The 22,418-nt window shown below is 66.7% G+C and carries 20 protein-coding genes; 18 read left to right on the forward strand and 2 right to left on the reverse strand.

What is annotated here, in order from left to right; genetic code table 11:
- Nucleotides 1–263: 263 nt before the first annotated feature.
- Nucleotides 264–1,583 carry an MFS transporter gene (locus tag QFZ30_RS21225; protein ID WP_307079703.1) on the reverse strand — a complete coding sequence of 440 codons (1,320 nt, stop codon included), beginning with the start codon at nt 1,581–1,583 and terminating at the stop codon, nt 264–266.
- Between the two features lie 234 nt (nt 1,584–1,817).
- On the opposite strand from QFZ30_RS21225, the gene QFZ30_RS21230 reads away from it, so the two are divergent.
- The 18 genes from QFZ30_RS21230 to QFZ30_RS21315 all read left to right on the forward strand — a co-directional run bounded on the left by QFZ30_RS21230 (nt 1,818) and on the right by QFZ30_RS21315 (nt 21,451).
- Entirely contained in the window at nt 1,818–2,654 is an 837-nt protein-coding gene (locus QFZ30_RS21230; protein WP_307079705.1) for an IclR family transcriptional regulator, read from the forward strand.
- Nucleotides 2,655–2,832: 178 nt separating this feature from the next.
- Nucleotides 2,833–3,714, forward strand: coding sequence for a shikimate dehydrogenase (locus tag QFZ30_RS21235; RefSeq protein ID WP_307079707.1), 882 nt, complete (start codon nt 2,833–2,835; stop codon nt 3,712–3,714).
- Nucleotides 3,714–5,645, forward strand: coding sequence for a bifunctional sugar phosphate isomerase/epimerase/4-hydroxyphenylpyruvate dioxygenase family protein (locus QFZ30_RS21240; RefSeq protein WP_307079709.1), 1,932 nt, complete (start codon nt 3,714–3,716; stop codon nt 5,643–5,645). The genes QFZ30_RS21235 and QFZ30_RS21240 overlap by 1 nt, the downstream gene beginning before the upstream one ends.
- 60 nt (nt 5,646–5,705) lie before the next feature.
- The gene (gene pcaH / locus QFZ30_RS21245; protein ID WP_307080416.1) at nt 5,706–6,524 is read left to right on the forward strand and encodes a protocatechuate 3,4-dioxygenase subunit beta; all 819 of its coding nucleotides are present in this window, start codon (nt 5,706–5,708) and stop codon (nt 6,522–6,524) included.
- 4 nt (nt 6,525–6,528) lie between these two features.
- On the forward strand, nt 6,529–7,095 hold the full coding sequence (gene pcaG, locus QFZ30_RS21250) for a protocatechuate 3,4-dioxygenase subunit alpha (RefSeq protein WP_307079711.1): 567 nt from the start codon (nt 6,529–6,531) through the stop codon (nt 7,093–7,095).
- Complete coding sequence (locus QFZ30_RS21255) at nt 7,092–8,606, forward strand: lyase family protein (protein ID WP_373462873.1); 1,515 nt, start codon at nt 7,092–7,094, stop codon at nt 8,604–8,606. The genes pcaG and QFZ30_RS21255 overlap by 4 nt, the downstream gene beginning before the upstream one ends.
- Nucleotides 8,599–9,417, forward strand: a complete 819-nt coding sequence (locus QFZ30_RS21260) for an alpha/beta fold hydrolase (protein ID WP_307079714.1) — start codon at nt 8,599–8,601, stop codon at nt 9,415–9,417. Before QFZ30_RS21255 ends, QFZ30_RS21260 begins: the two co-directional genes overlap by 8 nt.
- Nucleotides 9,414–9,866, forward strand: a complete 453-nt coding sequence (gene pcaC / locus QFZ30_RS21265) for a 4-carboxymuconolactone decarboxylase (protein WP_307079716.1) — start codon at nt 9,414–9,416, stop codon at nt 9,864–9,866. Before QFZ30_RS21260 ends, pcaC begins: the two co-directional genes overlap by 4 nt.
- Nucleotides 9,867–9,949: 83 nt before the next feature.
- Nucleotides 9,950–11,149: a thiolase family protein gene (locus tag QFZ30_RS21270; RefSeq protein WP_307079718.1), complete on the forward strand. Its 1,200-nt coding sequence runs from the start codon at nt 9,950–9,952 to the stop codon at nt 11,147–11,149.
- 4 nt (nt 11,150–11,153) lie between these two features.
- Nucleotides 11,154–11,813 (forward strand): 3-oxoacid CoA-transferase subunit A, encoded by a 660-nt coding sequence (locus QFZ30_RS21275; protein ID WP_307079720.1) that lies wholly within the window; start codon nt 11,154–11,156, stop codon nt 11,811–11,813.
- 1 nt (nt 11,814) lies between these two features.
- Nucleotides 11,815–12,495: a 3-oxoacid CoA-transferase subunit B gene (locus tag QFZ30_RS21280; RefSeq protein ID WP_307079722.1), complete on the forward strand. Its 681-nt coding sequence runs from the start codon at nt 11,815–11,817 to the stop codon at nt 12,493–12,495.
- 28 nt (nt 12,496–12,523) lie between these two features.
- Nucleotides 12,524–13,336 (forward strand): IclR family transcriptional regulator domain-containing protein, encoded by an 813-nt coding sequence (locus tag QFZ30_RS21285; protein ID WP_307079724.1) that lies wholly within the window; start codon nt 12,524–12,526, stop codon nt 13,334–13,336.
- A 137-nt stretch (nt 13,337–13,473) separates the two neighbouring features.
- Nucleotides 13,474–14,409, forward strand: a complete 936-nt coding sequence (locus tag QFZ30_RS21290; RefSeq protein WP_307079726.1) for an endonuclease/exonuclease/phosphatase family protein — start codon at nt 13,474–13,476, stop codon at nt 14,407–14,409.
- Nucleotides 14,410–14,647: 238 nt separating this feature from the next.
- Nucleotides 14,648–15,835, forward strand: a complete 1,188-nt coding sequence (locus QFZ30_RS21295; protein WP_307079728.1) for a Re/Si-specific NAD(P)(+) transhydrogenase subunit alpha — start codon at nt 14,648–14,650, stop codon at nt 15,833–15,835.
- Nucleotides 15,835–16,125: an NAD(P) transhydrogenase subunit alpha gene (locus QFZ30_RS21300; RefSeq protein WP_307079730.1), complete on the forward strand. Its 291-nt coding sequence runs from the start codon at nt 15,835–15,837 to the stop codon at nt 16,123–16,125. The genes QFZ30_RS21295 and QFZ30_RS21300 overlap by 1 nt, the downstream gene beginning before the upstream one ends.
- Entirely contained in the window at nt 16,122–17,495 is a 1,374-nt protein-coding gene (locus QFZ30_RS21305; protein WP_307079732.1) for an NAD(P)(+) transhydrogenase (Re/Si-specific) subunit beta, read from the forward strand. Before QFZ30_RS21300 ends, QFZ30_RS21305 begins: the two co-directional genes overlap by 4 nt.
- A gap of 403 nt (nt 17,496–17,898) precedes the next feature.
- Nucleotides 17,899–20,388, forward strand: a complete 2,490-nt coding sequence (locus tag QFZ30_RS21310; RefSeq protein ID WP_307079734.1) for a sensor domain-containing protein — start codon at nt 17,899–17,901, stop codon at nt 20,386–20,388.
- A 136-nt stretch (nt 20,389–20,524) separates the two neighbouring features.
- A complete protein-coding gene (locus QFZ30_RS21315; protein WP_307079736.1) occupies nt 20,525–21,451 on the forward strand; it encodes a diacylglycerol/lipid kinase family protein in 927 nt (308 codons plus the stop codon).
- Nucleotides 21,452–21,511: 60 nt separating this feature from the next.
- Here QFZ30_RS21315 and QFZ30_RS21320 read toward each other — a convergent pair whose 3' ends face one another.
- Nucleotides 21,512–22,357 (reverse strand): ACT domain-containing protein, encoded by an 846-nt coding sequence (locus tag QFZ30_RS21320; protein ID WP_307079738.1) that lies wholly within the window; start codon nt 22,355–22,357, stop codon nt 21,512–21,514.
- Between the last annotated feature and the right edge of the window lie 61 nt (nt 22,358–22,418).

Genomic DNA, 22,418 nt, shown 5'->3' on the forward strand with positions numbered 1-22,418 from the left:
AGGGCTGCCGTAGGGAGGGCAGAAATAAAAAGGGGACGACTTAGGTTAGCCTTCCCTTCCGGCAAAGCGTGAATTGATGACGGGGCTGCCCAGCGCCTTCGAAGGTAAGTGGTGCGCCTACGCCGGGCACGCGCCGTCGTACCTTCCTGCCCACTTGCCGGCCAGCCTGCTGCCACCCGGACACCGCAAAGCCCGCCACTCCTGGGGAATGGCGGGCTTTGCGAGGGAGAAACCGGGCAGGAGTGCACGCGCTCCCGGAAAAACTACTTCAGGCCCAGCTGCTTGGTGGGGACCTTGAAGGTTTCCTTGGCCGTGAGGGCAGAAACAGCCGCGATGGTGCAGATGACAGCCGTGAAGATGCTGATCTGTACCCAGCCACCGGGCTTGATGCCGCCCATCGCTGCCACGATGGCGGGAGCGAAGCCTGCCATCAGGAACCCCAGCTGCGTGCCGATGGCCAGGCCGGAGAAGCGGACCTTCGTGCTGAACATCTCTGCGTAGAAGGAGGGCCAGACGGCGTTGGACGCTGCGTAGCCGCAGGAGAAGAAGCCGATGGCGGCGAGGAACATCAGCGGGACGCTGCCGGATTCCAGGCTCAGCAGGAACACCGGGGTCAGCACCGCGCTGGCCACGGCGCCGTAGATGAAGACAGGCTTGCGGCCGATCCTGTCGGCAAGCTTGCCGAACAACGGCTGCGTGCCCAGGGCCACCACGTTGGCGCCCACCACCAGCCACAGCGTGGTGGTTCCGTCAACACCGGCAACGGTCTTGGCGTAGCTGATGGCCAAGGTGCCGAACACGGTGGACACGGCGGCAATGAAGGCGCAGCAGACCACACGGAGCACGTCCCGCCAGTGGGTCTTGAGCAGATCGGCAACGGGGAGCTTGGCGATCTGGGCGGTCTTCTGGGCTTCCTCGAAGGCTGGAGGCTCGTGCAGCGTGCGCCGGATGAAGAAGGCAACAAGCACCACCACGGCGCTGAGCCAGAACGGGACGCGCCAGCCGATGCCGTACTTGATCTCGTCGGGCAATGCCAGCACGGGGATGAAGACCAGGGCCGCGAGGACCTGGCCGCCCTGGGTGCCGGTGAGCGTCCAGGAGGTGAAGAAGGAGCGGCGGTTGTCCGGCGCGTGCTCCAGGGTCATCGAGCTGGCGCCGGCCTGTTCGCCGGCGGCGGAGAGGCCCTGGCACAGCCGCGCCAGCACCAGCAGGGCCGGGGCCCACCAGCCCACGGTGTTGAAGTCCGGCAGGCAGCCAATCAGGAACGTCGAGGCGCCCATGAGCAGCAGTGTGAACATCAGCACCTTCCGCCGGCCTACACGGTCACCGAAGTGGCCCAGGATGACGGCTCCTACGGGCCGTGCGACATAGGCGAAGCCGAAGGTGGCGAAGGACATGATGGCCGCATTGGCGTCGGCATCGGGGAAGAAGACCTTGGGGAAGATCAGGGCGGCCGCGGAGCCGAAGATGAAGAAGTCGTAGTATTCGACGGCGCTGCCCAGGAAGCTGGCGAGGGCTGCCTTCTTCGGCGTCCCGGCCAGGGCAACAGTGCCCGGCTCGGCTGACGGAAGTGTCTGGCTCATGGAGTTCCTTAGATGTGACGACATTGTCGCGGATGGATCTGGGTGTTGCAGCGGCCGCCGCCTGGGGTGATGGCTGGGGCGCGGCACGGCTGGAATTAGCGGAAGGATCCGGACTAGTAGCCACATGGTGGGAGCTACTTGTGCGATACAGCAATGATGACTGTGAGCGTGGTCACCTGTCAAGAAAATAATCACTATCTAGAAATAGTTGCCACGATGTGGCAACATCGACTCATGAGTGTGAATCAAAACACAGTGGCCGATGAAGTCACCGCTGATGCCAAGGCACTGGAATCGTCCAAAGCGGAACGTACTTCCGAGCGGACGGACATGGTGGGCAAGGCCCTGGGACTGCTGGTCCTCCTGGGTGACGAGCCCCGCGGCGCCAGTGCGGCTGAGATCTCGCGCCGGGCCGAGCTTCCCTTCAGCACCACCTACCGGCTCCTGGGTTCCCTCACCCGGGACGGGTTTGTGGACTACGAGCCGGAGGGCCGCCGCTACCACTTGGGCCTGCGCATCTTCCAGCTGGGCCAGCGGGTGTCCAACCACCACGGCTTCGCCGGCACGGCGATGCCTGTCCTGCGGCGCGTGACGGAGCAGACGGGGGAGGCCACCATCCTCAGTGTCCGCGACGGCCACCACCACCTCACGGTCAATAAGGTGGACGGTCCGCAGATGTTCCGCGTCACCAGCGACCCCGGCCATTTGGGTGCCCTGCATACAACTGCCGTTGGCAAGGCTCTGGTGGCCTTCGCTGAGGATTCTGAACGTCAGCGTCTGCTGGAGGAACTGGAGCTGGAGCCGCTGACGGAGCATTCCATCACGGACCGGAAGGCATTCCAGGCGGAAATCGAGCTGGTCCGCCGCAACGGGTACGCGGTGATGGATGAGGAAAATGAAATCGGCATGCGCGCCGTGGCTGTACCCCTCCTCAACGCCCAGGGCCACGTGTTCGCTTCCCTGGCAACTGCGGCCCCGGTCTTCCGGCTCAGCCTGGACGCGCTGGTTGCCCAGGTGCCGCTGCTCCAGGAAGCGGCTGCCGAACTCACCGCACGGCTGCCCCAGCGGTGAGCAGATCCCTGGCGGGCCACATGACTGCCCGGACACATCGCCGTCGTGCCTCACTGTTCGTATCTCGAACAAGAGTGCAAGAAGTGAACAATTGTAGTACTGTAATCCCTACCTGGCCCGCCGCGCACGCCCTGAGCGCCGCCGCCCGCCCGGTGCCGTTATCAAAGGAGCTGCACGGATGAGTAATCGAACTGAGTCCTACCTTGTGGGACTGGTCGGCGATGGCGTGATGCCGTCACTCACCCCCCACATGCACGAACGCGAAGGTGACATGCAGGGCCTGCGCTACCTCTACCGCCCCATCGACCTCCTTGACCTCGGCCTTCCCGCAGATTCGGTGGGCCGGCTGCTGCAGAGCGCCAGCACCCTGGGCTTCAACGGCCTGAACATCACCCACCCGTGCAAGCAGCTGGTGCTCCAGCACCTGGACGAAGTCTCCCCCGACGCGCTCAAGCTCGGCGCCGTCAACACCGTGGTGATCGAAGCCGGCCGGTTCATTGGACACAACACCGACTTCTCCGGCTTTGCCGCGGCCCTCGCCTCCGGCCTGCCGGGCGCCACACTTGAACGCGTGGTCCAGCTTGGAGCAGGCGGCGCCGGTTCCGCCGTCGCCTACGCCCTGCTCACCGCCGGTGTGCGGACACTGGATCTTGTGGACGTGGACCCCGTCCGCTGCGCGGCCCGCGCCGCGGAATTGGCTGGCTTCTTCCCTGGCAGCACCGTCACAGCGCGTACGACGGCGGAGCTGCCGCAGCTGATGTCGCTGGCCGACGGCCTGGTGCACTGCACCCCGGTGGGGATGGCCGCGCACCCCGGCGTCCCGCTGGACCTGGACCTGCTGGAATCCCGCCACTGGGTTGCGGACATCGTTTACCGCCCCATCGACACCGAGCTTGTCCGTGGCGCCCGCGCCAAGGGCTGCGAGGTCCTGGACGGAGGCCGTATGGCCGTGGGTCAGGCTGCGGACGCTTTCCGGATCTTCACCGGTCTGGAGCCTGACGCCGACCGCATGCGCTCGCACTTCCTGGAGCTTGTGGCAGCGGAAGAGGTGGCCGCCTGATGCGCACCGGAATCGCCACCGTCTGCCTCTCCGGCACGCTGAAGGAGAAGATGCAGGCGTGTGCCATCGCAGGGTTTGACGGCATTGAGATCTTTGAGCAGGACCTTGTCACCACGCCGCTGGCCCCCGAGGATGTCCGCAAGATGGCTGCCGATCTGGGGCTCACCCTGGACCTCTACCAGCCCTTCCGCGACTTCGACAGTGTGCCCGAGGACCTGCTGGCCGCCAACCTCCGCCGTGCCGGGGCCAAGTTCAGGCTGATGTCCCGGCTGGGGATGGACACCATCCTGGTCTGCTCCAACGTGGCCACGGCCAGCATCGACAGCGACGACCTCCGTGCGGAACAGCTGGGCCGGCTCGCAGAACTCGCAGGGGACCACGGCGTCAAGGTCGCCTACGAGGCCCTGGCCTGGGGCAAGTACGTCAACGACTATGAGCACGCCCACCGGCTGGTGGATGCGGTGGACCATCCCAACCTGGGCACCTGCCTGGACTCCTTCCACATCCTCTCCCGCGACTGGGACACCGCTCCCATCGAGGCCTTCAGCCCGGAGAAAATCTTCTTCGTCCAGGTGGCGGATGCCCCCAAGCTCTCCCTGGACGTACTCTCCTGGAGCCGGCACTACCGCGTGTTCCCGGGCGAGGGCCAGTTCGAGCTCGCCAAGTTCATGGGCCACGTGGTCCGCGCCGGCTACACGGGCCCGGTGTCGCTGGAGGTCTTCAACGACGTCTTCCGCCAGTCGGACGTGGAGCGGACGGCTGTTGACGCCATGCGCTCGCTCATCTGGCTTGAGGAACAGAGCGCAAAGTGGCTGGAATCCAATGCACCCGTTCTTTCCGCGGCCGGCGCGGCGGGCGCTGTGGCCGGTGGCCCTGCGGCCCCCGGCCGCCGTCGTTATCCCATGGAACTGGCCACGCTCCCGCAGGTCGCCGAACCCGCTGGCTACAACTTCGCCGAGGTCAAAGCCGTGGACACCGCAGGCCTGGAGACCGTTTTGGGCCAGCTGGGCTTTGGGTTCAACGGCCGCCACCGCACCAAGGACGTCCAGCTCTGGACGATGGGCCACGCCCGGGTGATCGTCAACGAGGCTGCCCCCGGTTCCGTGGGCGCCCCGGCCATCGCCGCTTTGGGGTTCGACGTCGATTCACCGGTGATCGCTTCGGCCCGCGCCCAGCAGCTCAAGGCACCGGTGGTACCGCGAAAGAGCCAGGCCAACGAGGAAGTGTTCCAGGGCTTCGCCGCCCCGGACTCCACCGAAATCTTCCTGTGCCAGGGCAGCCCCGACGGCACCGCAGCCTGGACACATGAATTCGGGGAGGGACTTGAGGTCCCTGCCGCGGATGAACCCGCGGTGATCGACCACGTTAACCTGGCCCAGCCGTGGCAGCATTTCGACGAGGCCGTCCTCTTCTATACGAGTGCCCTGGCCCTGCAACCGCAGCCGTTCGCGGAAGTGCCGAGCCCCACCGGCCTGGTCCGCTCGCAGGTGATGCTCACCGAAGACCGCTCCGTGCGGCTGGTGCTGAACCTGGCGCCGCTCATCCAGCAGGACGGAGCGTCCACTTCCGATCGCAGCGGCCACCGGACTACCTACCAGGAGCACATCGCGTTCGCCGTGGATGACCTGGTGGCTACGGCACGGGCCTGCCAGGCCCGTGGCCTGGAGTTCCTGCAGATCCCGGCCAACTACTACGAGGACCTGGACGCCCGTTTTGGCCTGGAGCCGGACTTCCTGGCCACCCTGCAGGAACTGAACCTCCTCTATGACTTCGACACCGACGGCGAGTTCCTGCACTTCTATACGGCCACCGTAGGCAGCGTGTTCTTCGAGATGGTGGAACGCCGCGGCGGCTACGACGGCTACGGGGCACCCAACGCCCCGGTGCGGCACGCCGTCCAGTACGACCACCAGCAGCGCCGCAACGCCTGACCCAACACGAATCAGCCCAGCACGATTGACCAGCACGATTGACCAGCACCATTCAAGCAGATTCATTCAACCCAGCCACAGGAAAAGGAGGCCGCAGTGGAGACACAGCAGGATCTCAGTGCAGAGATTAACGCCATGGGTGATGCCTATGCCCGCGCGCTCAAGGACGGCGCCCCGGCCGAGACCCAGCCCCGGCTGGACTACCCGCCGTACCGCAGCAGCATCCTCCGGCATCCCACCAAGAGCCTGCACCACGCGGACCCGGAAACCATCGAGCTGTACTCGCCGGCGTTCGGGCACCAGGACGTGCACGCACTGGAAGCGGACCTGACCATCCAGCACAACGGCGAACCCCAGGGTGAGCGGATCATCGTGGCCGGCAAGGTACTGGACGGCGACGGCCGCCCGGTGGCCGGCCAGCTCGTGGAGATCTGGCAGGCCAACGCCGCCGGCCGCTACATCCACAAGCGCGACCAGCACCCGGCACCCCTGGACCCCAACTTCATCGGCGTGGGCCGCTGCATCACCGGCCCGGACGGCTCCTACCGGTTCACCACCATCAAGCCCGGCGCGTACCCGTGGAAGAACCACCTGAATGCCTGGCGCCCGGCGCACATCCACTTCTCCATGTTCGGCACGGAGTTCACCCAGCGCATCGTCACCCAGATGTACTTTCCCGGAGACCAGCTCTTCCCGTTGGACCCCATCTACCAGTCCATCGTGGACCAGGACGCCCGCGAACGGCTGGTGGCAAGCTACGACCACAGCCTCACCGAGCCCGAATGGGCGCTGGGCTACAACTGGGACATCGTCCTGACCGGCTCCAGGCGGACCTGGACCGAAAACGAGGCGCTCGGCGTAGAAGGCGATGAGGAATAGGCATATGAGCAACCAGACCACCAAGCTTGTTGCGACCCCCGGCCAGACCGTGGGCCCGTTCTACGGCTACGCGCTGCCGTTCGAGAAGGACAACGAACTCCTGGCTCCCGGCTCGCCCGGCTCCATCCGTCTCCAGGGCACGGTGTACGACGGCGCCGGGCAGCCCATCCCGGATGCCATCCTGGAAATCTGGCAGCCGGACTCCGAAGGCAAGATCGTGCAGCGGACCGGCTCCCTGGTCCGCGACGGCTACACCTTCACCGGCTGGGGCCGCGGCTCCGTGGGCCACTCCGGCGTGTACACCTTCACCACCATGAACCCGGGCCCCACCGAACCTGGCGCCGCGCCGTTCATCTCCGTGGCAGTTTTTGCCCGCGGCCTGATGAACCGCCTGTTCACCCGCGTCTACCTGCCGGAGAACGGGGAAGCACTGGCGGCAGACCCGCTGCTGAGCTCCCTCGATCCGGAACGCCGGAAGACCCTGATTGCGCGCCGCGATCCCGACGGCGGACTCACGTGGGACATCCGCCTGCAGGGTGAAGGCGAAACTGTTTTCCTGGACTTCCAGTGAACGACGCCGTCCTGGGGAGCCCGGGTGCGCCTGGAGCCGCCGGCACCGCTGATGGCGACGTCGGCCTGCTGAGTCCCGTCTCGGCGTCGCCCCTGGTGGCGGCGCTGACCGGGGACCGGGCAGTGCTGGCGGCCATCCTTGCCGTCGAGTCCGGCTGGGCCGCTGTGCTGGAAAAGGCCAGCCTGGCGCCTGCCGGTTCCGCCGCCGTCGTGGTCTCCGCTGCAGAGGCGGGCCGCTACGACGTGGCGGACATCGCGCTCCGTGCCCAGGGCGGCGGCAACCCCGTCATCCCGCTCCTGGCCGACCTCCGGAAGCAGGTGCAGGCGCTGGACACGGCCAAAGTGGGGGGCAGCGTTGGTGCACTTCGTGCTGTCCACACGTCACTGACCAGCCAGGACGTACTGGACACGGCCCTGATGCTGCTGGCCCGCAACACCGTTGAGGCGGTCCTCGCGGACCTGAAGGCCACGACGGGGGCGCTCGCCGTCTTGGCGGAACGGCACGCGGACACACTGTGCGTGGGCAGGAGTCTGACCCAGCACTCGCTTCCGTTTACCTTCGGACTCCGGGCCGCGCAGTGGTTTCACGGCCTGGCCGCCGCAGGCCGGCAGCTGGAGAGCCTGGCGCTGCCGGTGCAGTTCGGCGGCGCTGCCGGCACCCTGGCGGCCGGAACCGTGCTGACGTCCGGAACGGCGTCCAACCCCTTCAACCTTGCGGACGCGCTGGCCGCACAGCTGGGCCTGGCAACAGCGCCAGCGCCCTGGCACACCAACCGTTTCGCGGTGACGTCCCTGGGCCATTCGCTGGCTTCGGTGCTGGACGCCTTCGGCAAGGTCGCCACGGACGTGCTGTTCCTGAGCCGTCCCGAGGTGGGCGAGCTGGCCGAGCCGCGCGCGGCAGGCCGTGGCGTGTCCTCCGCCATGCCGCAGAAGCAGAACCCGGTGCTTTCGGTGCTGGTCCGCAGCGCAGCCCTCCAGGCGCCCCATCTGGCATCGCAGCTGCACCTGGCCGCCGCCAACTTCAACGACGAACGCCCGGACGGCGCCTGGCACACGGAATGGCCGCCGCTCCGCCAGCTCCTCGGGCTGGCCCTTGGCGCCGCGGGCCAGCTGAGGGAGCTCGCCGAAGGCCTGCAGGCTTACCCCGACGCCATGCGCCGCAACCTGGAACTCGCGGGTCCGCTGCTCCTGGCCGAAGGGGTGGCCGCTGCCCTGGCTCCGTTGCTGGAGGAGAAGGATGGCCGCACCGGCCGGCAGCAGCTCCAGGAGGTGGTGGACCGGACCCTCGAGGTGCCGTCCGCCGAACAGGGTGCCGCTTACCGGCGACTGCTCCGGGAAGCGGTTCCGGCTGGCCGGCTCACAGACCTTCGGCTGGAGGAACTCCTGGATCCTGCCGGCTACCTGGGCCAGGCCGGCGAAATCTCCCGCCGCATCCTGACCGCCTTCCCGGACTTTACCTCTGCCGGCAAACCGCTGACAGACACCGACGCGAATGGAGCCCGCCGTGGCTAAGCCGATCCTGAAAGCAGTGCTGCTTTCGCCGCAGCGCCCCCTGGGCACCCACCCCCTGCTGGTGGTGGGACCGTCGCTGGGGACCTCCTCCATCCTGTGGACCGAGGCGGCATCCCTGCTGGGAGCCGACTTTGACGTGGTGGCCTGGGACCTCCCCGGCCACGGCGTCTCGCCGGCAGCCACCGAACCCTTCGACGTCGCCGGGCTGGCCGACGCGGTGGTGGACCTGGTGGACTCGATCGCGCCGGGCGAGACGTTCCACTACGCCGGTGTTTCGCTGGGTGGAGCTACCGGCCTGCAGCTGGGCATCAAGCACGGCGAACGCCTCAAGAGCCTCTCCGTCCAGTGCAGCGGCGCCAAGCTTGGCACCCCCGAGGGCTGGCACGAACGCGCCGAAACCGTGCGCGGCCAGGGCACCCCGGTAATGATCCAGGGCTCCGCTCAGCGCTGGTTCGCACCGGGCTTTATGGACCGCGAGCCGGAACTGGGCAGCCGCCTCCTGCATGCCCTCCGCGACACTGACCGCTTCAGCTACGCCTACTGCTGCGAGGCCCTGGCCGGCTACGACGTCCGCGCGGAACTCGGCAGCATCAGCGTCCCCACGCAGGCGCTGGCCGGTGCGCTGGACACTGTTGCTCCGCCGTCGTTCGCCGAAGAAATCGCAGAAGGCATCACCGCCGGCGGGGGCACCGCGAGTGCCGTGACCCTGGCGGGTGTCGCCCACCTGGCGCCGGTCGAGGCACCGGCCCACGTCGCCGAACTGCTGCGGAGCCTCATCACGTGGAGCGAATCCCACGGAGCAACCAAGTGAGCGGCGCGGAAAGAAATGGTGCAGTCCAGCCGGACGCCACCAGCCAGGAGATTTACGACGGCGGCATGGCGGTCCGGCGCGAAGTGCTGGGCGCCGCACACGTGGACCGGGCGAATGCCAACAAGGACGAGTTCACTGAAGATTTCCAGGACATGATCACGCGGATTGCATGGGGTGGCATCTGGACCCGCCCGGGCCTCACCCGGCAAATGCGCTCAGCGGTGACCATCACCGCCATGGTGGCGCACGGGCACTGGGAAGAGCTGGCCATGCACATCCGCGCGGCTACCACCAACGGCCTCAGCAGGGATGAAATCAAGGAAATCCTGCTGCAGACCGCCATCTACTGCGGGGTCCCCTCCGCCAACACAGCCTTCAAGACCGCCCAGCAGGTGTTCGCCGGGATGGACCTTGCCGACACCGACCAAACTTCCGCCCCACCCAACTAGCTAGCAGTTAACGTCGTCATTCGCGCGAATAGCGACGTTAACTGCGACCTAGTTGGGCGGCACAGACAGAATCAGAGGAACCCATGAACCAGGCTTTTGTGTACGACGCCGTCCGCACACCTTTCGGCAAGTTCGGCTCTGGCCTTGCCGCCGTCCGCCCGGATGACCTTGCCGCCCACGTGGTCCGCGAGTCCGTGAAGCGCGCCCCGAAGCTCGACGTCGAGCGGATCGACGAGGTGGTGTTCGGCAACGCCAACGGCGCCGGCGAGGAGAACCGGAACGTAGCCAGGATGGCCACCCTGCTCGCGGGGCTGCCGACGTCGATCCCCGGCACCACCGTAAACCGCCTGTGCGGTTCGTCGCTGGACGCAGCCATCATCGCCTCGCGCCAGATCAACGCCGGCGACGCCGAGCTGATGCTGGTGGGCGGTGCCGAATCCATGAGCCGCGCCCCGTGGGTGCTGCCCAAGACCGACAAGCCCTACCCGGCCGGGGATCTGAACCTGGCCTCCACCACGCTGGGCTGGCGCCTGGTGAACGAGGCAATGGACAAGGACTGGGCCGTCTCCCTGGGCGAGGCCACCGAGCGGCTGCGCGAGAAGTACGGCGTGAGCCGCGAGCAGCAGGACGAATTCGCAGCGAACTCCCACAACCTGTCCGCCGCCGCCTGGGACGAGGGTTTCTACGACAACCTCGTCGCCCCGGTGCCGGGCACTGACCTGGTCCGCGACGAAGGCATCCGCGCAGGTTCCTCTGCCGGGAAGCTTGCGGGCCTGAAGACCGTGTTCCGTACAGAGAACGGCACGGTCACCGCCGGCAACTCTTCGCCGCTGTCCGACGGCGCCTCCGCGGCCTGGATCGGCAGCGAAAGCGCCGCCGGGCTGCTCGGGATGGAGCCGCTGGCCCGCATTGCCGGCCGCGGCGCGCACGGCAACGATCCACAGTACTTCGGCTACGCCCCCGTGGAAGCGGCAAACAAGGCCCTCGCGAAGGCGGGCATCGGCTGGGACGAGGTTGGCGCCGTCGAACTTAACGAAGCGTTTGCCGCACAGTCCCTGGCCTGCATCAACGCGTGGGGAATCGACTCCTCGATCGTGAACCGGCACGGCGGCGCGATCGCCATGGGCCACCCGTTGGGCGCGTCGGGAACCCGGATCCTGGGCACGCTGGCCCGCAGCCTGCAGGCCTCCGGGGAGCGCTGGGGTGTCGCGGCGATCTGCATCGGGGTGGGCCAGGGCCTGGCCGTGGTGCTGGAGAACGTATCTGACGGAGTGAAGGGGTAGAAGGATGCTGAATTTTGTTGATTCCGTTGGCGAGGCGGTCGCCGGCATCAAGGACGGCTCCACGGTGATGATCGGCGGGTTCGGTAACGCCGGGCAACCGTTTGAACTGATCGATGCGCTGATGGACTGCGGCGCCACGGACCTCACCGTGGTGAACAACAACGCGGGCCAGGGCGACCAGGGCCTGGCGCTGCTGATCAAAGAGGGCCGGGTGAAGAAGATGATCTGCTCCTTCCCGCGGCAGTCCGATTCCTGGCACTTTGACGCCAAATACAAGGCCGGCAAGATCGAGCTGGAGCTGGTGCCGCAGGGGAACCTCGCCGAACGTATCCGGGCGGCCGGGGCCGGCATCGGCGGGTTCTTCACGCCCACCGGCTACGGCACCATGCTGGCCGAGGGCAAGGAAACCCGCATCATCGACGGCCGCGGCCAGGTGTTCGAGACGCCCATCCACGCCGACGTCGCACTGATCAAGGCGCTCAAAGCGGACGGCAAGGGCAACCTCGTGTACCGCAAAACCGCCCGGAACTTCGGCCCCATTATGGCCGCCGCGGCCAGGCACACCGTGGTGCAGGTGTCCCAGATCGTCCCCACCGGGGGGCTGGACCCGGAGAACGTTGTGACCCCCGGAATTTACGTCAACAGCATTGTGAAGGTGGCCTGAGATGAGCGTTCAGACGAGTATCCAAACCTCAGAAAAGCCGCTGGGCCGTGACGACCTCGCACGGCTGGTGGCGAAGGACATTGCCCCCGGTTCGTTCGTGAACCTGGGGATCGGCCAGCCCACCCTGGTCTCCAACTACCTGCTGCCGGAACAGAACATCACCCTCCACACGGAGAACGGGATGCTCGGCATGGGCCCGGTCGCTGAAGGGGACCAGATCGACGGCGACCTCATCAACGCCGGCAAGATCCCGGTCACCGAGCTGCCGGGGGCGTCCTACTTCCATCACGCCGACTCGTTCGCGATCATGCGCGGCGGACACCTGGACATCTGTGTACTGGGCGCGTTCCAGGTCTCCGCCACGGGTGACCTTGCGAACTGGCACACGGGTGCACCGGACGCCATCCCTGCCGTGGGCGGGGCGATGGACCTGGCCACCGGAGCCAAGGACGTGTTTGTGATGATGACGCTCCTGACACGTGACGGGGCCTCGAAGATCGTGGATGCCTGCACTTATCCGCTGACCGGCGTGGGCTGCGTGACCCGCGTGTACACGGACAAGGCAGTGTTCCTCACCGGGCCCGATGGCGTCCAGGTCCGCGAGACGTTCGGCTGCACCCTCGAGGAGCTGCAGGAGCTGGTGCCGGTCCCGCTCAAAGCAGCCCCCGCCGTCGGACCCTAACCGCGCCGGGGAAATAGGATTGGTAACCATGACCGACCCACCAGCAGACACACAGGCTGCTCCGCAGGCGAGCGACCAGTATGTGCAGTCGCTGGCGCGCGGGCTGGCGGTGATCCGCGCATTCGACACGGACCACCCCGTCATGACACTTACCGAAGTGGCCGCCCGCACGGGCCTGACCCGGGCCACGGCAAGGCGCTTCCTGCATACGCTCGTGGAGCTGGGCTACGTCCGGACCGACGGGAAGACGTTCGCGCTCACGGCCAAGGTGCTGCAGCTCGGTTACGCCTACCTGTCCGGGCTGTCCCTTCCCCAGCTTGCCCAGCCGCACCTGGAGGAGCTGTCCCTGAAGCTGGGCGAATCCACCTCCGCCGCGGTGCTGGACGGCACGGACATCGCCTACATTGCCCGCGTGACCACCCGCCGGATCATGAACGTGGGCATCACCGTTGGCACCCGCTTCCCCGCGTACGCCACCTCCATGGGCAGGGTGTTGCTCGCGGCCCTCCCACCGGCTGACCTCAAGGCCTACCTGGCCACTGCGGAGATCAAACCTTTGACGCCGCGGGCTCTGGGTACTGCAAAGGAGCTGCTGGCGGTCCTGGACACGGTACGGGCCCAAGGCTGGTGCCTGCTGGACGAGGAACTGGAACTGGGGCTGATGTCCGTTGCGGCGCCGGTGTACGACGGGCCGACCAAGGTGGTGGCCGCGGTCAACGTGTCCCTGCAGGCGCAGTCGGTGGCTTCGAAGCCGGACCGGAACGGCTACTTGGCCTCCGTAAGCCAGGAGATTGTGGCTACGGCCAAGCTGATCTCTGCAGACCTGAGCGCCCGCCGGTAGCTTTGCGGCCGACGTCCCCGGGCCAGCGTTCCTGCGCCCTTAACCTCGCAGCCAGTACAGGTTCACGTGGACGTCGGCAGGTGGCCATCCGCGTCCTGAAGTATCAGGGGTAACGTACCCGAGCCTGGAGTGGTCCATTGTCCTCGAACCAGCCCGTCTCACGCCGCACCGCCCTCGCCACCGCCGGGGCGCTGGGGTTCGCCGGAGCGATGTACGCCCAGGCGGGGCCGGCCCTCGCGGCCGGATCCACCGGAGCCCTTATCGGCGCTGCGGACAAGACCGACCTGCACATCATGAGCTTCAACATCCGGCTGGACCGCACCGGTACCCTGCCGGGCCAGGCGGACTACTGGCCGGAGCGCATCGCGGCGCTCCAGGCTGTACTCGAACTGGAGAAGCCCACCGTAGTGGGTGTCCAAGAGGCTCTGTTCCACCAGTTGTCCGCCGTTGAGGGTGCCTTCCCCGAGCACTACGGGATGATCGGATTCGGGCGCGACGGCGGCAGCGCCGGCGAGTACTCAGCGATCTTCTACGATGCCCGCCGCCTGAGTGTCAGCGCTTGGGATCAGTTCTGGCTCTCCGACTCGCCGGATCTGATCGGCTCTGCCACGTGGGGCAACACCGTGACCCGCATTGTCACATGGGGCCGCTTCACTGACCTGTCCACGGGCAAGGACCTGATCCTGGCTAACACCCACTTCGACCATGACTCAGAGAACGCACGCATCCTCAGCGCCCGGGCCATCGTTGACCTGATGGCCACCTTCAGCCCCCAGCTGCCCACCGTGGTCACCGGAGACTTCAACGCCCAGGCCGAGGCCTCCAGTGCCTATGACGCCCTGGTTGGCACTGGTGTCTTCCGGGACACGTGGACATCGGCCGCAGAGCAACTCACCCCGGCTTACGGGACGTTCCCCAACTACAAGGACCCTGTCCTTGGAGGCTCCCGCATCGACTGGATCCTGGCCACCCCGGGCATCACGGTACGCCAAGCCGCCATCAACACGTTTACGCTGGATGGCCGCTACCCCAGCGACCATGCGCCTATCCAGGCCCTGGTGCGCCTGCCCTAGCCAGACCGGCTGCATATTGCCCAACCATCGCAGCCGCGTCCCTCCCCTCGGCGGCGCGAACTGGCAGCTAATCCCCTCAAAACCCGAAACTGAGGGGATTAGCTGCCAGTTCGTGCGGGGTGGCCATAGACTCGAGCCAACTACGTGCAGCAGTGCCGCTCCGCGAAGCCCCGCCGGTCAACCGGCGGAGAGCCAACCCACAGGCACTGCCGCACTTGTCATTGAGGGGAGTTGGCGGGTGAAACTGGGCATACCGCGGGAGCAACAAGAGGGTGAGCGGCGCGTCGCTGCCACCCCGGAGACAGTGAAGCAGCTATCGATGCTGGGCCTTGAGATCCTGATCGAATCAGGCGCCGGCACTGAATCCGGGTACAGCGACCATGAGTACCTTCAAGCGGGCGCCGAGGTGGTCCCGTACCTGAACACCGGTGAACTGGACATCCTCACCCACGTCCGCCCGCTCGAACCGGTATCAGCCAAGGCCCTGAAAAGGGGTGCAGTGACCGTCGGCCTGGCCTCGCCGTCGTCCGAGCTGGCCACCGTCCAGGCCCTGGCGGACGCCGGTGTCACGTCTTTTGCCCTGGAACTGGTGCCGCGCATCTCACGCGCCCAGTCCATGGACGCCCTCAGCTCCCAGGCGCTGGTGGCCGGTTACCGCTGTGTGCTGGAGGCCGCCATCCGCCTGCCGCGGTTCTTCCCGCTGTACATGACCGCGGCCGGGACCGTGCCGCCAGCCCGCGTGCTGGTGCTCGGCGCCGGCGTGGCCGGGCTCCAGGCCATCGGCACCGCCAAGAGGCTCGGCGCCAGAGTCTCGGCGAACGACATCCGCCCCGCCTCCGCGGACGAAGTGGCATCGATGGGCGGCACGTTCATCAAACTGGACCTCGAAACCGCCGAAGCGTCCGGCGGCTACGCCCGCGAGCTCAGCGCGGACCGCGGCGCCCTCCAACGTGAGCTCCTCGCCCCTCACATTGCCCAGGCCGACGTCCTGATCACGACGGCGGCCGTCCCCGGGCGGCGCGCGCCCCTCCTGGTGAGCCGCCAGATGGTGCAGGGCATGCGGCCCGGTTCAGTCGTCGTCGACCTCGCCGCGGAGTCCGGCGGCAACGTGGAGGGCTCCGTTCCCGGCGAGGACATCCTGGTGCCCACGGCCGACGGCCAGGGCCACGTCACCGTGGTGGGGCTGAAGGATGCGCCGTCCGCGATGGCCTCGGACGCGTCCCGCCTGTACGCCAAGAACGTGGCCAACCTGCTCGCGCTGATGACCCGGGACGGCACCGTGGCGCCGGATTTCGACGACGAAGTGGTGGCGGGTTCCTGCCTGACGCACGACGGCGCGGTGCGGCACCTGCCCACGGCGGAGGCGCTCGCCGCGCTCACCCCGCCTGCCGCAGAATCACGGCCACAGCAGGAAGGGGCAATCTGATGGACGGCATGGCCCTGCTGACGATCACCGTGCTGGCGGTCTTCGTGGGGTTCGAGGTGGTCTCGAAAGTCTCCAGCACCCTGCACACGCCCCTCATGTCCGGGGCCAACGCCATCCACGGCATCATCCTGGTGGGCGCCATCATTGTGGCTGGCCAGGCCGCCGACCCCTGGGTGCTGGCGGTGGCTCTGCTCGCCGTTGTCCTGGCCACGGCCAACCTGGTGGGCGGCTTCGTGGTAACGGACCGGATGCTGCATATGTTCCGCGGCCGCAAAGGGGAGGGAAAGTGACCTTGCTCGATCCGGTCTGGACCTCGCTCCTCTACCTCGCCGCCGCCGTGTTCTTCATCCTGGCCCTGCGCGGGCTGAGTTCGCCACGCACCGCCCGCCGCGGCAACCTGGTGGGCGCATTCGGTGCGCTGGTCGCCGTCGTGACCGTGTTCCTGTCCGCAAGGCTGGACAACATCCCCTGGATCATCGCTGCCATTGCCGTGGGCACAGCGGTTGCCGCTCCGGTGGCCCGGCGCGTGAAAATGACGCAGATGCCACAACTCGTGGCGCTCTTCAACGGCGTCGGCGGCGGGGCCGCAGCGCTGGTGGCGCTCCTGGAGCTCAGCCACAACGCGGACCCGTGGACGAGGCTTGCCATCGTCTTTACGCTGCTGGTGGGAGCCGTGTCCTTTGCCGGTTCCGGCGTCACTTTCGCCAAACTGCAGGAGCTCATGACCACCCGGCCCGTGGTGTTTCCCGGGCTTCCGGTGGTGATGGCCGCTGTGCTGCTCGCCGCAGTGGGCACCGCCGTTGCCGTAGTGCTGACCGGTTCCCTGGCGCTCGCCGTGCTGCTGATGGTGCTGGGCCTGGCAGCCGGGGTTCTGCTGGTACTGCCGGTGGGCGGCGCGGACGTGCCAATCGTGATCTCTCTCCTGAACGCCTTCACGGGCCTGGCTGTTGCGGCGTCCGGCGTGGTGCTGGGCAACGTCCTTCTGGTGGTGGCGGGCACGCTGGTGGGCGCGTCCGGTACCATCCTGACCCGGGCCATGGCGGCGGCCATGGGCCGCAGCGTCGCCGGCATCCTGTTCGGCGCCTTCCGGGGAGGCTCGACGGCGGGGTCCACCGCCGTGAGTGAGCGTCCCGTCAGGTCCTCCAGCCCGGAGGACGTTGCCGTGCTCCTGGGCTACGCGCAACGGGTCATCATTGTGCCCGGCTACGGGCTGGCTGTGGCCCAGGGCCAGCACACCGCGGCCGAACTGGCCTTGGCCCTGGAGGCCCGCGGCATCGAGGTGGACTTCGCCATCCACCCCGTGGCCGGCCGGATGCCGGGGCATATGAACGTGCTCCTGGCCGAGGCCAACGTGCCCTATGAATCCCTCAAGGAGATGGGCGAGATCAACTCCGAGTTCAGGACGGCGGATGTGGCGCTGGTGGTGGGCGCCAACGATGTGGTGAACCCGGCCGCCAAGACCTCCTCCGGCTCGCCGATCTACGGCATGCCCATCCTTGAAGTGGCTGACGCGCGGCAGGTGATTTTCCTGAAGCGCTCCATGCGGCCGGGGTTCGCGGGGATCGAGAACGAGCTGCTGTACGAGCCGCAGACCTCGCTGCTCTTCGGGGACGCCAAGGATTCCCTGGCCAAGGTGCTGGGCGCGGTCAAGGCGCTGTAGCCTCGCGGAGCCAGGAACCTGCCTCCCGGCTAACGCGGCACCCCAATGCCATTCAGGAAATACTTCCCATGCCGCGGGAGAGCCGAAACTGGTCCGTCTTTTGTTCGGAATCCCTTATATATGGCGTCGTCCGTCGTCCCTCTTAGGGTGCCCAGGGCGCTGCCGGGGTGGTGACGGGAAAGGGACCTGACGGGAACCTCTGTGCGAAGCGTTTGCGGGGCTAGAGTGAGTGTTACACCGTGGTCGGTGTTCTGTTCGCGGACGCTCCAAGGTTGTTTAGGTATCTGCAAATTAATCAACGTGTGGTGTCGCCGTTGATAGGTGGCAGCCAGCTGTTCGTTGATCCTAACGACCTCCCGGTTCCTGCCGGCGGCTCCGGATGCTAGCAGGGTCGGGGGGGCCAATGCCTGTAGAGAAGCACGATGATCTGGTGATGCAGTCGCTGCTGCTGGAGGAAATCGGGCAGTCGGTGATTGGCCTCAACACCGCATGGCAGGTGACGTATTGGAACCGTGCCTCGGAGCGGCTGTACGGTTTCCCGTCCGCGGAAGTCCTTGGTCGGAGAATAACCGAGCTGGGAATCATAGCGGTACCGGAGGTGCCGGGGCAGGAAGCGACCCGTCAGGAGATAGCGGACGGGATCGCCGCCGGCCGGGGCTGGGCCGGTGAGTTCTGGATGCGGCACCGGACGGGACGTGAATTCACGGTTTATGCCACCCTCAGCCCTGTCCGGGGCATACATTCCATGCCCGTCGCGGTGGTCGCCGTGTCCAGGGACATCACTGATCGCGAGCGTAGTGGGGCCACCTTGAGGGCGGTGTCGGCGATGGTGGAATCCTGTGGGGACGCGATCATCGGCGCGGACATGATGGGGATCATAACCATCTGGAACGCCGGAGCCACACGGATGTTCGGCTGGAGTGCCGGTGAGGCCGTGGGCCAAAGCCATCGGTTTCTGACCGACCGGACGGATGAGGAGTCGCGACTGGTGATCGCCGCCCAGCTGGCCAGCGGGGCGTACGTGACGGGGGTTGAAGCCCGCTCGAGGCACAGGGACGGCTCGGTTGTGGAGGTTTCCTTGACCCTGTCTCCCATGTACGGGTCCGACGGGCTGCAGATGGGGACATCGGCAATTGCGCGCGACATTACCGAGCTGAAACGTCTGCGGTTCGCCGCCGCCGCCGACCTTGAACGCCTCGTCGCCGCACAGGAAATGGTTCACGTGGGCAGCGTCGAACACGACATTATTTCGGACCGGTGGTCACACTCGGATGAATACGCCCGAATCTACGGCCTCGCCCCGGGCGAACTGGTCTCCAGGAAACAGTCTCTGGCCTTGGTCCATCCCGAGGACCTGGAGTTGATCCAGGCAGCGCGGAGGGCCCTTGACTCCGGCACGAAGCGAGTTGAGTACGAGTTCCGCATCATCAGGGCCGACGGCAAGCTTCGGTGGATGCAATCCCGGGCCATGATGACCCACGACCCCATCAGCGGGGCACCCTTGCGTTTCCTGGCCACGGTCATGGACATTACTGACCGCAAAGACGCCGAACAGGTTCTTGAATGGCAGGCCCGCCACGACGCATTGACTGGTCTGCCAAACAGGTATCTGCTTACCGACGTCCTACAGGGCCTGCTGGGACGGGCATCCCGGCGGGTGGTAGTGATGTTCGTGGACGTCGATCGGTTCAAGCTCATCAACGACGGCATCGGGCACGCCGCCGGGGACGCTCTCCTGATCCTGCTCGGTGAGCGGCTCCGGACCGCCGTCCGCCCGAACGACACCGTGGGCCGTTTCGGCGGCGACGAGTTCGTCATAGTCTGCGAGAACGTGGGTACCCGCGACGCCGCCGCGGCGGCAGAACGTATCAGGACCGCGACCCGGCGGCCATTTGAAATTGACGGACGGAAAATCTTCCTTAACGTCAGTGTCGGGATCGCGGTCTCGGGTCCGGGAGATACCGCGGAATCGTTGATGCACGGCGCGGACACGGCCATGTATGAAGCCAAGGCCGCTGGCGGAGACGGTTCGATGGTTTATGACTCACGCACCACCGGGCAGGCGGCCGGGCGCCTGGACCTGCAGTCTGACCTGCGCGTGGCCTTGGAACGGGATGAACTGTTCCTGGAGTACCAACCGATCATTGAACTGGACACGGAACGAGCGGTCGGATTAGAGGCGCTGCTGCGCTGGCAACATGGTGAACACGGTCTGATCATGCCCGACACGTTCATCTCCATCGCCGAGGAGACAGGTCTTATCGTTCCGATCGGAACCTGGGTGCTCAACAAGGCACTGGCCCAGGTCCAGCGATGGCGTTCCACTGTTCCGGGAGCCGGGAACCTCTCGGCCGCGGTGAACATTTCGGCCCGTCAGCTCGTGGCCCCGGACTTCCCGGAAATCGTGCACGCGGCGGCTCGGGCGGCGGGCATTGATCCAGCGGCGGTGAATCTGGAAATCACCGAAACCGTGCTGATGGAGCAACCCGAGCTGCCGTTGGAGATCCTGCACCGGCTGCACGACCTCGGTGTCGGGCTCTCCATCGATGACTTCGGCACCGGCTACTCCTCGCTGAGCTACCTCAAATGGATGTCCGCCCGGACCCTGAAAATCGACCGGACCTTCGTTGAGGTGCTCGGCAGCGACCCCAACGGGGCCTCTATCATCGAACTGATCCTCGGCATGGCACGCACCCTCGACCTGGTGGTGATCGCAGAAGGAGTCGAAACCCATGACCAACTCGCCGAACTTCGCCGCCTCGGCGTCCGCCATGCCCAGGGCTACCTCTGGAGTAAGCCGATGCCAGCTGGCCGGGTCCCGGACTGGCTGCAGTCCGGGACTGTGCCTACGGAAGAACCGGCGAACGGGAAGCCACAAACAACCGCTCCCTAAAGGCGTCCCGTGGCCTCTGCGATTGGGCTAGCGGCGACTTCGACCCGGAAAGCGACGGACGCTCGCCGTCCGGATTCCCGGAAAATAGCAAGTATGCTTACTTCCAAGGCGCACTTTCCCCTCACCGAAGGACATCATGACAGCCAACAGCTCCGCCCCTGCTAAGCGTGCGGCCGTCATCATCAATCCTGCCAAGCCGGTGGACATCGATGTGCGTGGACTAATGGCCAAGCACTGCGAGAACAACGGCTGGGGCCAGCCCATCTGGCTTGAGACCACCAAGGAGGACCCCGGCGTCGGCCAGGCGAAGGAGGCACTCAAGCAAGGGGCCGACGTCGTTATCGCCGCCGGCGGCGACGGCACCGTGCGATGCGTGGCTGAAGTCCTCTCCGGCACCGATATCCCGCTGGGCCTGGTCCCGCTGGGCACCGGAAACCTGCTCGCCCGCAACCTGGGTATGGACGTCACGGACGTGGAGGGTGCCATCGAGGGCGCGCTGGTTGGTTGGGAGCGCAAGATCGACGTGGTGCGCGCGGTCCGCAACGACCCGGACAGGGAGCAGTTCTTCCTGGTCATGGCCGGCGTTGGCTACGACGCCACCATCATGGCCGACACCGACGAGGACCTCAAGGACAAGGTGGGCTGGCTGGCCTACGTGGACGCCGGGATCAGGAACCTGCCGGGCAAGCCGGTCAAAGCCACTATCGTGATCGACGGCAAGTCCGTGGTGCACCGCCGGGTCCGCAGCGTGATGGTGGGGAACTGCGGCAAGGTCCAGGGCGGTCTGGAGATCTTCCCCGATGCCGCGGTCAACGACGGCCTCCTCGACGTGGTGGTCCTGGCACCACGGGGAAAGTTCGGCTGGTTCTCCGTCATCGCCGGCATGATTGCCAATGGAAAAAGTAAGGACACTTCCGTTGAATACTTCCAGGGCAAATCCGTGGAGATCACCCTGGAACACAATGAGGACTACCAGCTCGACGGCGACCACGAGGGCGAAGGCAAGCATGTCCTCATGACCATCGAGCCGGACGCTCTGACCATCCGGATGGCGGCAAACTGACCGGCTCACCAACCGTGGCTACACGCAGGCGGGATGCCTACCGAATCACAGTCGGGGTTTCTAGGGCATTCGGCCGTCTGGCACAGCGCGGTGCGAGAGGATCTCGGCGAGTTCCGCCAGCCGGTGTGCCCTGGCTGACTCGGCGGGCGTAAACGGTTCGCCGGTGCGTGCGAAGGTGATGGGTCCGTGCCAGGCGGTGGGGATCTTCAGGCGCGTCCCGGCGTCGTCCGATTCCTGTGTGGTGTTCTCAGCAGGCGGGACGATCCGGGCCCGCAGCAGCTCGGCCACCGCGAGCGGCAGTTCGTCAGGGGCGTCGGCGATCCGGGCCGCGAGGCTCAGCGCCTTGGTCTGCCCGTCCGCCATGGCCAGGGCGGTGGTGGGCCACACGTGGGAGCGCGTGCCGCCGCCGTCGTGCAGCGCCTCCAGGAGCTGCCGTTCGCTGAGGTTTCCGGGGGCCGAGAGCACAAACTCGTCCAGCACCCCGCCCGCCACCGGGTGGACATGGATGCTCAGGATGTTGGTGTCCAGGCGGGCCAGCGCCTGGGTGATCTTCTGCAGGGAGCCGGGCCGGTCCCGCAGGACCGTTCGTGCCCGCCACAGTGCCGGCGCCAGGCCCAGCCGCTTGCGGTGGCGCAGGGCCGGGGCGTGCAGCCAGCCCCGCAAAACGCGGGCAGCCGAGGGCTCCGCCACCCAGATCACCAGGACGGTGGCGGTGAGGGTGAGGACCAGCACTTTGGCCAGATAGGGCAGGTGGGTTTCCACCACCACGGCGTGGACCAAGAGTTCGATCGGGAGCATCACGGCCACATTGGCCAAGGTCAGTCGGGTCTTGGTGGGTTCCGGCATCAGGCCGCAGACCTCGCAGCTCAAGTCAGCCGCGGCAGGGTTCCTTGCAGTGGGCTTCATGTCTAAAGGATCCCGTGGCGCTGTTTCGGTGGCGTTGCCCCGCCGTTCCGATCGTGCGAAC

It is taken from the genome of Arthrobacter pascens, from assembly GCF_030815585.1.
GTDB classification, from domain to species: domain Bacteria; phylum Actinomycetota; class Actinomycetes; order Actinomycetales; family Micrococcaceae; genus Arthrobacter; species Arthrobacter pascens_A.